Source organism: Syntrophorhabdus sp., from assembly GCA_012719415.1.
Classification (GTDB): domain Bacteria; phylum Desulfobacterota; class Syntrophorhabdia; order Syntrophorhabdales; family Syntrophorhabdaceae; genus Delta-02.
The window spans coordinates 21,603-31,004 of record JAAYAK010000095.1 but is presented as its reverse complement, the minus strand read 5'-3'; the positions used below and the strand labels follow the sequence as shown (position 1 = coordinate 31,004).

Annotated in this window: 8 protein-coding genes; 3 read left to right on the top strand and 5 right to left on the bottom strand. The window is 58.0% G+C overall.

Annotated elements, in window-relative coordinates; translation table 11 throughout:
* Positions 1–97 precede the first annotated feature (97 nt).
* Positions 98–418 (top strand): hypothetical protein, encoded by a 321-nt coding sequence (locus tag GXX82_05795; protein NLT22540.1) that lies wholly within the window; start codon positions 98–100, stop codon positions 416–418.
* A 6-nt stretch (positions 419–424) separates the two neighbouring features.
* Here the strand turns inward: GXX82_05795 and GXX82_05790 are convergent, their stop codons facing one another.
* Positions 425–601, bottom strand: coding sequence for a type II toxin-antitoxin system RelE/ParE family toxin (locus tag GXX82_05790; GenBank protein ID NLT22539.1), 177 nt, complete (start codon positions 599–601; stop codon positions 425–427).
* A 331-nt stretch (positions 602–932) separates the two neighbouring features.
* Between GXX82_05790 and GXX82_05785 the strand changes: the two genes are divergently transcribed.
* Together GXX82_05785 and GXX82_05780 are read left to right on the top strand one after the other, a co-directional pair.
* Entirely contained in the window at positions 933–1,553 is a 621-nt protein-coding gene (locus GXX82_05785; GenBank protein NLT22538.1) for a hypothetical protein, read from the top strand.
* 49 nt (positions 1,554–1,602) lie between these two features.
* Entirely contained in the window at positions 1,603–2,316 is a 714-nt protein-coding gene (locus GXX82_05780; GenBank protein NLT22537.1) for a hypothetical protein, read from the top strand.
* Between the two features lie 52 nt (positions 2,317–2,368).
* Here GXX82_05780 and GXX82_05775 read toward each other — a convergent pair whose 3' ends face one another.
* The 4 genes from GXX82_05775 to GXX82_05760 all read right to left on the bottom strand — a co-directional run bounded on the left by GXX82_05775 (position 2,369) and on the right by GXX82_05760 (position 9,400).
* Complete coding sequence (locus GXX82_05775) at positions 2,369–3,550, bottom strand: ATP-binding protein (GenBank protein NLT22536.1); 1,182 nt, start codon at positions 3,548–3,550, stop codon at positions 2,369–2,371.
* A 93-nt stretch (positions 3,551–3,643) separates the two neighbouring features.
* The gene (locus GXX82_05770; GenBank protein NLT22535.1) at positions 3,644–5,002 is read right to left on the bottom strand and encodes a glucose-6-phosphate isomerase; all 1,359 of its coding nucleotides are present in this window, start codon (positions 5,000–5,002) and stop codon (positions 3,644–3,646) included.
* Positions 4,999–5,958, bottom strand: coding sequence for an acetyl-CoA carboxylase carboxyltransferase subunit alpha (locus GXX82_05765; GenBank protein NLT22534.1), 960 nt, complete (start codon positions 5,956–5,958; stop codon positions 4,999–5,001). Before GXX82_05765 ends, GXX82_05770 begins: the two co-directional genes overlap by 4 nt.
* Positions 5,942–9,400 (bottom strand): DNA polymerase III subunit alpha, encoded by a 3,459-nt coding sequence (locus tag GXX82_05760; protein ID NLT22533.1) that lies wholly within the window; start codon positions 9,398–9,400, stop codon positions 5,942–5,944. Before GXX82_05760 ends, GXX82_05765 begins: the two co-directional genes overlap by 17 nt.
* Positions 9,401–9,402 lie beyond the last annotated feature (2 nt).

Below are 9,402 nucleotides of genomic sequence, written 5' to 3'. Positions count from 1 at the left end.
CGGACCTCGCGAGGCTCCTCGGTATGACCCCCTCCGCCGTGACCTATGCGGTGCGAAGGGGCGGGAAGACAGCACAGGAGAGGGACTTCAGGCTGGAATGACATATTCAAGGACGTCCCTGCTGTCCGGACGTCCCTGCTGTCCCCTGGACGAGACCGACGTCGACGACAAGGTCGAACGCCAGCGGGACGGCTCCTACCTCATCGACGCGTCCTACTCCGTCCGCGACCTCAACGACCGCCTGAACCTCGACCTCCCCGAATCCCCCGACTACGAGACCTTGGGCGGCTTCATAACCACCCAACTCCAGGGCCTCGCCAAGGGCGGCGAGATCATCCACCACGGCCGCCACCGCTTCACCGTCGTCGACATAGACGGCCGAAGGATAGTAAAGGTCAAATCCGAAAGGGTGAAGTGAAAGACATCACTGGTATATCGAGCGCCTGTGGCCGATACGGACCACGAAGACCACGAGTTTCCTTTCCCTTTTCTCGAAGATAACCCGGTAACTGCCCACCCGGAGCCTGTAGTAGTCCACCATGGCACCTGACAGCCTGATGATGCTGTTCGCGAGGGTGCCGGGGTTCCGGGCGAGGAGGATGAGCTTTTCCTTAACCCCCGTCCCTTAACAGGGCAGACCTGTAACTTCTCATGGGATTTATCTCTGGTCTATCAGTAGAATAAGCGAAAAGTAAATTCGGCGGGCTGCCTCCCAGACTGCCTCTAGCGGGACCGATTATTCCTGCAGGGTGTCCATTGTTGTGCCGTGAAGGAAACGCTTTCGACGGAGTTTTGCGGGTGGCACCCCGGTGGTCATTGCGAGGTAACAGGGGACTGCGGATCACGTCCACTTCATCGCACGTGGAGAGGTCTGGATGGATTCCCGCAGTACAGGATCAGCGGCGGATTGATGCTGCGCGAAGGGTGTCAGGATGAGATCATTCAGTGTGTATGTACTTTTCTTGTTTCTGTTCAATATGTCACTATTCCTGTTTCTGGTTGTCGGGTTGTTCAGGATCAACAAGAAGGAGGGATTCTTCTACAGGGTCCTGACTCCTGTTGAAGCCCCGCCTGAGAGGATCAGGGGCATGATAAACAGCAGGAGGGTCTTGACCGCCCTGGGAGTCTTGCTGTGCTTCCTGTGGTTCTGGCTCACAGGTCCGTTTCCCGATTATTCCTGGGCAGGGTTCTTCCTCTTATCTCTGTATCATGTTCTGGCGATTTCGTTTCTGTGCTTCAGAAGACTGTCTCCGGGTCAGTTTATACTCGTCTGCTCGACTCTGAACGTCTCGGTGTGGATTGAACCGATTGTCTCGTTAATGGGCAACTATACAAGGATCTTCGTGGGGTCGAGCGTGGGCGAGCTTGTCATTCTTCCCCTGTTCTCCACGATGTCATTGACCATGGTCTATTTCGTGAACAGATGTGTTCTATCCAGGATGTTCAGGTCAGAGCGGGTTTCAGCAGTTATATCAGTCGTTGGACTGTTCCTTCTGGAACTCCGGTCATTCATTCTTCTGATTGATCTGTCGTATCGCTTCAAGGGTCTGTGATCGCCATAAGCTGGCAGACCATATGCCGGCGTTGAGAAGGAGGTAGAGCATGAGAAAGATCACGGTGTATGTGAAAGTACCATCCATGAAATCCTTGGAAACGGGCGCGTATAATCATACCTTCCTGCAATTGGGCGATAGCATGACTGAAGTCTATGGTTTTGACCATGCCGCAGGTGTGCTGGATGGCAGACCGGGCAGGGTCGTCAATGACAGTTGGCGGTTGAGAGCGGGCGATTACCAGGCGAAGATGACCTTTGAGGTGACGGACGAGCAGTATGACAGGATAGTGTATGGAATCAACAAAGCCATAAAGGATCCGCCGAACTACAACCTGTTCCCGAATGTAACCGGAGACCCGGACGACCGTCAATGTTCAATGTTTGTAAACGACCTGCTCAAATCCGCCGACGTCAAGACCGGCCTCACTGAGTACGAGACGCCTTATACACACTTCGGCTACATTAAAATGAAGGAATTGCTCGAACCTATGAAGAATTTCATGCCCGACCTGAACGAGAAGACCGATATCGATAGATTCATCAGGAACTTCTGGGGAGTTCCCTTTTCCTCGATCGAGGATGCGGTGAGGAATTACGCTAAGACCGGCCGGTTGGATGAGAGGTTTCTAATCGGCGGTGGCGGGGATAACGATGAAGTCGGGCAGGATAGGGCAGTCCCGATGGAGGTTGCCGCCCTGGAGAATGGTCGGGACGATGAGGAGGATATGTACGCCTATTCGTCGTTCTATCCGGGGTGCTGATGAGTGACGCCGGCGGTCTTGTCTTGCAGGCGAGCGTTCCGGTAAGTTCGCTCTAACCGGGAGAGGCTGTCAGGGTTTCCCAGAGGTTGTCGACGGAGAGGGGGTTGAAGATGCGGATCCCGTGAACGTTGAATTGTTGATCACCGTTGTAGAGGAGGACACCGGGGTTGACGCGATCGATCCTCAGGTCGCCGAAACGGTTTAGACCCTTGAGAAAACCTGGTGAGAAAGTCTCTGAAGACTTGATCTCTACCGGGGTAAGTCTCCCGCCTTCCTTGATTATCAGGTCCACTTCATTGCCGTGAGAATCACGGTAGAAATAGACTTCGGGTCGTATGCCCCTGTTCAGGGCGCTTTTGATGATGTCCGAAATGACAAGGTTCTCGTAGAGGTTTCCGCGCAAAGGGTCGCGGAACGCCTGTTCCTTCGTGTGGATGCCAAGGAGAAAGGCCGGCAATCCAACGTCGGTGAAAAAGACCTTGGGGGATTTGATCACCCGTTTCTGCACGTTTTCGTGGTAAGGCGGGAGGTCAAAGACGACATAGGATGCCTTCATTACGGAAAGCCAGTTTGCTATGGTTGTACTCGATACGCCTGTATCATTCGAGAGCGATGCCCGGTTGACAACCTGGCCCACGCGTCCCGCCAGGAGGGTCAGGAATTTCTGAAATTGGGACAGGTCCCGCAACTGGGTCAGGGCGCGAACGTCCCTCTCGATATAGGTTTGCAGGTAGCCGTTGTAGAATCTTCGCGCGTCGAGGCCTTCCTCATGAAGGCGCGGGTAACAACCGCGAGGGATGAGATCGAAGGGGTCGGGAAGGGGCCCGTACTGACGGATCTCGGAGAAAGAGAAGGGCCACAGGGTTAGAACGGCGGTGCGACCGGCCAGCGATTGACTGATCGCCTCATGAAGCTGGGGCTGATGGCTGCCTGTGAGTATGAACCGACCCTTTCCCTTGCTCCCGTCGACCATCCCTTGAAGGTACGAAAGCAGCATGGGGAGCCGCTGGATCTCGTCGAGAATACACCCCGCCTCCACCTGATTGAGGAAACCCCGCGGATCGGCATCAGCCGATGCTCTGACATCGAGATCTTCAAGGGAGAGGTATGGTATTTCGGGAAACGTCATTCTTGCGAGGGTGGTTTTGCCTGACTGGCGGGGACCCAGGATAGTGACTGCCGGGTACTCCCGTGCGGACTGCATCAACTCGCCTGTTATGTCCCTCGTGATCATGAAGAGACTATAGCGCATACCTGTGCAAATCGCAAGTTGTAAATGTGATTTACACCAAACGCACCCCCGTCCTTCTATCCGGGGTGCTGAGTGCTAGAACACTATCGTTTTTGCCCGCCGCAGGAGCAGGGCCTCTGTGTGTTCCTTCTCTTTTTCCAGACCTTTCTTGCCCATCATTGCCTTGGTGTAGATCTTGCCCTGTTCCACTCCTGGCTGGTCGAAGGCGTTGACGCCGAGGAGGTGGCCCATGATGGCGGTGACCATCTCGAAGAGGTAGAAGAGGGCGCCCAGGTTGTAGTCGCTTACCTCGTCGAGGACAAGCGAGATGTTGGGGGTTTGGGCCTCAGTGAGAGACAGGCGGGTGCCCTGGAATTCGGCGTGGAAGAGGGACCTCATGTCCTTGTTGGCGAGGTACTGGACGTCTTCCAGGTAGTCGAAGCTTGCCGGGATGGGGACTTCCTGCGTGGCGCTGTAGAAGAGGATGACGCACTTGTCCTTGGGGCCTTCGACGTAGAGCTGGAGCTGGGAGTGCTGGTCGGTGACGCCCATCGATCTCGTCGGGGTCGGGCCGAGCCCCTTCTTGCCCAGGCTCTCCGCCTCGAGCTGCCGGAACCAGTCGGCGAAACCGGCGAGCCGCTCGCAGTAGGGCATGACGACATGGATCTTCTTCCCCGCCTTGTCCATCAGGTACAGGATGGCGGCAAGGACGAAGGCCATGTTCTCTTCGCCGTCGTAGCGGACCGTGTGGGCGGCCATGCCCGCGGCACCTGCCGAGAGCCTCTTGATATCGAGCCCCATGAGGGCTGACGGGAAAAGACCTACGGGAGTCAGCACGGAGAACCTGCCGCCTATACCGTCAGGCAGGTTAAGGACGGGGTAGCCTTCTTTTTCCGCTATCCTGTTGAGAAGCCCCTTTTCCTTGTCCGTGATGAGGACTGTCCTTTCCTGGTAACCCGCGGACTTGCGCATCAGTTCGTTGAAGAGCATGAACTGTGAGATCGTCTCCGGCGTCTCCCCTGATTTGCTGATGACGACGAGAAAGGTGCGGTCCATGTCGGGAACGATCGTTTCCACGATGGCCGCCATCTTGTGGGGATCGATGTTATCGAGGATGAAGTACCGCGGTCTGCCGTTGCGGAAACGCTCCTCCATGTTGTGCAGCGGATGGAGAAGGGCGTCGAATATCGTCTGCGTCCCCAGCGAAGACCCGCCTATCCCGAGGATGACGAGGTTCTTGATGTTCATCGCCGCTGCCTTGTCCGCGAGGGAAAGCATCTCGCCGAACTGGAACTTCGTCTCTGGCAGCGTCATGAAGGCGAAGGGTTTCTCGAGGAGCCTCGCGTAATAGTCGCTTATCTTCGCGAGAGTCGTCGTGAACTCGCCCGCGTCGATGCCGTTCGCGCCGACCGCCTCGGTGAGGGCACAGGTCAGGTCCATGGTTATCGTTTTCATCGTTTCTCCTCGAATACGCCCATGTGGCGGAACTTGTCATAGCGCATCTGCCTGAGTGTTTCGGGATCGATCTCGACGAGCTCCTTGAGATGCCGGTCGAGCACAACGCGCGTGCTGTCGAATGTTTTTTGCCAGTCCCTGTGGGCCCCGCCGAAGGGCTCGCTAATGATCTCGTCGGCGACCTTGAGCTTGAGGAGATCGCTGGCTGTCGGTTTCAACGCGTCCGCCGCGAGAGGTCCCTTGGTTCCGTCCCTCCAGAGGATGGCGGCGCAGCCCTCGGGGGATATGACGGAATAGGTCGCGTTCTCGAGCATGAGAAGCCGGTTGCCGACGCCGATGCCGAGCGCCCCTCCGCTGCCGCCCTCGCCGATGACGACGGAGATGGTGGGGACGCCGAGGGAGAACATGAAATAGATGCTCGATGCTATGGCCTCTGCCTGCCCTCGCTCTTCCGCGCCGACACCGGGGAAAGCACCGGGCGTATCGATGAAGGTGATAATGGGCTTGCCCCATCTCGCGGCCATGTCCATGACCCGCATCGCCTTTCGGTAGCCGTCTGGATGGGCCATGCCGAAGTTCCTGTGGGCCATCTCGCGGACGTCCTTGCCTTTCTGATGGCCGAGGACCGCCACGTTGACCCCTTCGAAGCAGGCGAAACCGGCAACGAGCGCCGGGTCGTCCTTGAACTTCCTGTCCCCGTGCAGCTCCACGAAGTCGGTGAAGAGACCGCGGACGTAATCGAGTGTGTGCGGGCGGTTGAGGTGCCGCGAGAGCTGGGAGCGCTGCCAGTTCGACAGTTCCGAGTATGTCTCCTTCTCCACCTTGGCGATCTTTTTCCTGAGGGCCGCAAGCTCCTTAGCGTAGTGCGGATCGTTCTCGTCGTAGAAACGTTCTATCTCAAAGACGCGTCTTTCCAGCGGCTCAAGCTTCTTTTCGAAATCAAGGTAGTATCTCATCTATGACCTCTACGTCCATGCCTTTCTTGAAATGTTTGAGGATGACATCCTTGCGTCCGGGGTCGATCCTGACGTTCCTGAGGGGGAGGGACCGTTTTTCGCCGTTGAGCTGGAACTCGAGGAGAACGCCCGACCTGCCCCGAAGGCTGAAAAGAATGTCCTTCAACACCCTGAGCTCCTCCTTCCTGATGACCTCGCAGTGTATCCGTATCCTGACGGTCTTCAGGAGCTCACCTGTTAGCGTTTCGAGGAGCGCCACGGCCTTCGCCTTTATCCGGGCGCTGCCGTCCTCGGACCTCTCGAGCGATCCCGTCACCATGAGGGGCTTGCCGCTCTGGATGACAGAGTGGTTCTTGCCGTAGAGATCGGGGAAGCAGATGGTCTCGACGGTGCCCTTCGTATCCTCCAGGGTGACATAGGCCATCCTGTCGCCCCGCCGTGTCGTTATCTCTTTCAGGACGCTCACGATGCCCGCCATGCTCACGTCCTGCTCGGTGTCCGCCTCCTTGAGACTCTGGCTGTCGTAGGGGGTGAGCTCGGCGATGAGCTTCTCGTAGGGTTTCAGGGGATGCTTGCTGAAGTAGAAACCCAGGGATTCCTTCTCGCCAAGGAGGATCTCCTCGTGGGAGAGTTCGTCCATGGAGGGGATGTCGAAGGAGACCGTCGCGTCGGCGACCTCCGTTTCCCCGAATATGCTGCCCTGCTTGTGGTTGTTCTTCGTGTCCCTCTTCGTCAGCCTGTCGAGCATTTCCTGGGCAAGGTAGAGGACCTGTGACCTGTTGAGGCCGAGGCTGTCGAAGCAGCCTGCCATGGCGAGGCTTTCGATGACCTTCTTGTTGACCTTGCGGGAGTCGATGACGCTGCAGAAGTGGACGAATGACTTGAAGCCTCCCGCTTCCTCGCGGGCCTGGATGATGCTCTCGATTGCCGCCTCGCCCACGTTCCTGACGCCGGAGAGCCCGTAGCGGATCTTCGAATCGACGATGGTGAAATCGCTCTGGCTCATGTTGATATCGGGGGGCAGGATCTCGATGCCCGACTCCCGGCATTCCCCGACGTACTTGACGAGCTTGTCCGTGTCGCCCACCTCGGTGGTGAGCATGGCCGCGAAATAATGGATGGGGTAGTGGGCCTTGAGGTACGCCGTCTGGTAGGCGATGTATCCGTAGGCCGTGCTGTGAGACTTGTTGAACCCGTATTCCCCGAAACGCTGGATGACGTCGTAGATCTTCTCCGCGACATCCTTCGGAACGTCGTTCGCCACGGCGCCGTCGACGAACTGTTGCTTGTACCTTTCGAGCTGTTCGGGGATCTTCTTGCTCATGGCCTTGCGCAGCGCGTCGGCGTCCTTCATGGAGAAGCCGGCGAGCACGGAGGCTATCTTCATGATCTGTTCCTGGTAGATGATGACGCCGTAGGTGTCGTGGAGGATCTCCTTGAGCTTTGGCGTCTCGTAGGTCACGAGCGACGGGTTGTTGCGGCGCTTGATGAACTCGTCGACCATGCCGCTTTTCAGGGGACCGGGCCTGTACAGGGCGATGAGGGGCATGATGTCGTCGAACTGAGAGGGCCTCAGCTTCGTGAGAAGATCGCGCATCCCGCGGCTTTCAAGCTGGAACACGCCGGAGGTGTTGCCCGACGAGAGGAGCTCGTAGGTCTTCCTGTCGTCGAGGGGCAGCCGGGCGAGATCGATCTCGATGCCCTCGGCCATGAGGAGCTTCACGATGGTGTCCATGAGGGTGAGGGTCTCGAGGCCGAGGAAGTCGATCTTGATGAGCCCGATCTTCTCGATCATCTTCATGTCGTATTGCGTCACCGTTTCATCGTGCTTTCCCCTGTACAGCGGAAGGTACTCGGAGAGGTGCTTGTTGGCGATCACGATGCCCGCGGCGTGTGTCGACGCGTGGCGTGCCAGGCCTTCGACGACGCAGGCGTTGTCGAGGAGCTCCCTCACGCGGTCGTCCCTCTGGTACAGGTCACGCACCTCGGGTTCCTCGTTTATCGCCCGTTCGATGCCCCGGTCCGCGGTGGTGATGAGCTTGGCTATCTTGTCGACCTCCGCGTAGGGCATGCCGAGCGCACGCCCCACGTCGCGCACCGCCGCCTTGGACTTCATGGTCCCGAAGGTGGTGATCTGGGCGACGTTGTCCTTGCCGTACTTGTTGGTGACGTATTCGATGACCCTGTCGCGTCCCTTGCGGCAGAAGTCGACGTCGATGTCGGGCATGCTGATGCGTTCCGGGTTCAGGAAGCGCTCGAAGATGAGGTCGTACTTGATGGGGTCGATGTCCGTGATGCCGAGGCAGAACGCGATGAGGCTGCCCGCCGCGGAGCCGCGGCCCGGCCCCACGGGTACGCCATGGGTCTTCGCGTAGTTGATGAAATCGGCGACGATGAGGAAGTACCCGGAGAACCCCGTCTTCTTGATGACGCCCACCTCGTAGTCGAACCTCTTGCGGTACTGGTCGAGAAGCTCTTCGCCGAAGGAATCGTAGGCGGCCCGCATTTCGGGCATTCGCTTCTCGAAACCCTGCCGCGCTAGCTTCTCGAAGTACTCGTCGAGGTCCATGCCGGCGGGGGGATGGAACTCGGGGAAGTGGTAGGTGTTCGTATCGATGGTGACGTTGCACATCTCGGCGACGAGCATCGTGTTGGAGAGAGCTTCGGGATACCGGGAGAAGGCGAGCGCTATCTCTTCGGGGGACTTGAAGTAGAACTGGTCCGTCGAGAAGCTCAGGCGGTCCTTGTCGTTGATCGTCTTTCCCGTCTGGATGCACAGGAGAAGTTCGTGCGCCTTTGCCTCTTCCCGGCGCAGGTAATGGCAGTCGTTCGTCGCGACGATGGGCACCCCGTAGTGGGAGGACAGTTCGATGAGACGTTCGTTGACTATCCTCTGCTCCTCGAGGCCGTTGTCCTGGAGTTCGAAGAAGAGCCGGTCGCCGAAGACGGAGAGGTAGTAGTCGACATGCCTGCGGACCATCTCGTCGGTGCCCCGGAGGATGGCATTCGGTATCTCTCCCTTGATGCAGGCGGTGAGGCAGATGAGCCCTTCGTGGTACTGGCTCAGTATCTCCCTGTCGATGCGGGGGTGGTAGTAGAAACCCTCCAGGTGGGCAAGGCTGACGAGCTTGAGCAGGTTTTGATAGCCGGTGTCGTTCATCGCGAGGAGGACGACGTGGTAGGCAACGTCCTCGCCCTTCACCCTTTTCTGATCGAACCGGGACCCCGGGGCGATATACGCCTCGCAGCCTATGATGGGTTTGAGTCCGTGCTCGTTGGCTTCAAGGTAGAATTCCGCCGCCCCGAACATGTTGCCGTGGTCCGTGATCGCGCACGCCGGCATGCCAAAGTCCCTGGCCGCCTTGAAGAGGCGGTCGAACCGGATGGCGCCGTCAAGCAGACTGTACTGGGTGTGGAGATGGAGGTGGACGAAGTCGGGCATGT

Excerpts from the sequence above, each read along its gene's own strand:
- GXX82_05795 (NLT22540.1), top strand. The coding sequence starts at position 98 with ATGACATATTCAAGGACGTCCCTGCTGTCCGGACGTCCCTGCTGTCCC.
- GXX82_05785 (NLT22538.1), top strand. The coding sequence starts at position 933 with ATGAGATCATTCAGTGTGTATGTACTTTTCTTGTTTCTGTTCAATATG.
- GXX82_05780 (NLT22537.1), top strand. The coding sequence starts at position 1,603 with ATGAGAAAGATCACGGTGTATGTGAAAGTACCATCCATGAAATCCTTG.
- GXX82_05775 (NLT22536.1), bottom strand. The coding sequence starts at position 3,550 with ATGATCACGAGGGACATAACAGGCGAGTTGATGCAGTCCGCACGGGAG.
- GXX82_05770 (NLT22535.1), bottom strand. The coding sequence starts at position 5,002 with ATGAAAACGATAACCATGGACCTGACCTGTGCCCTCACCGAGGCGGTC.
- GXX82_05765 (NLT22534.1), bottom strand. The coding sequence starts at position 5,958 with ATGAGATACTACCTTGATTTCGAAAAGAAGCTTGAGCCGCTGGAAAGA.
- GXX82_05760 (NLT22533.1), bottom strand. The coding sequence starts at position 9,400 with ATGCCCGACTTCGTCCACCTCCATCTCCACACCCAGTACAGTCTGCTT.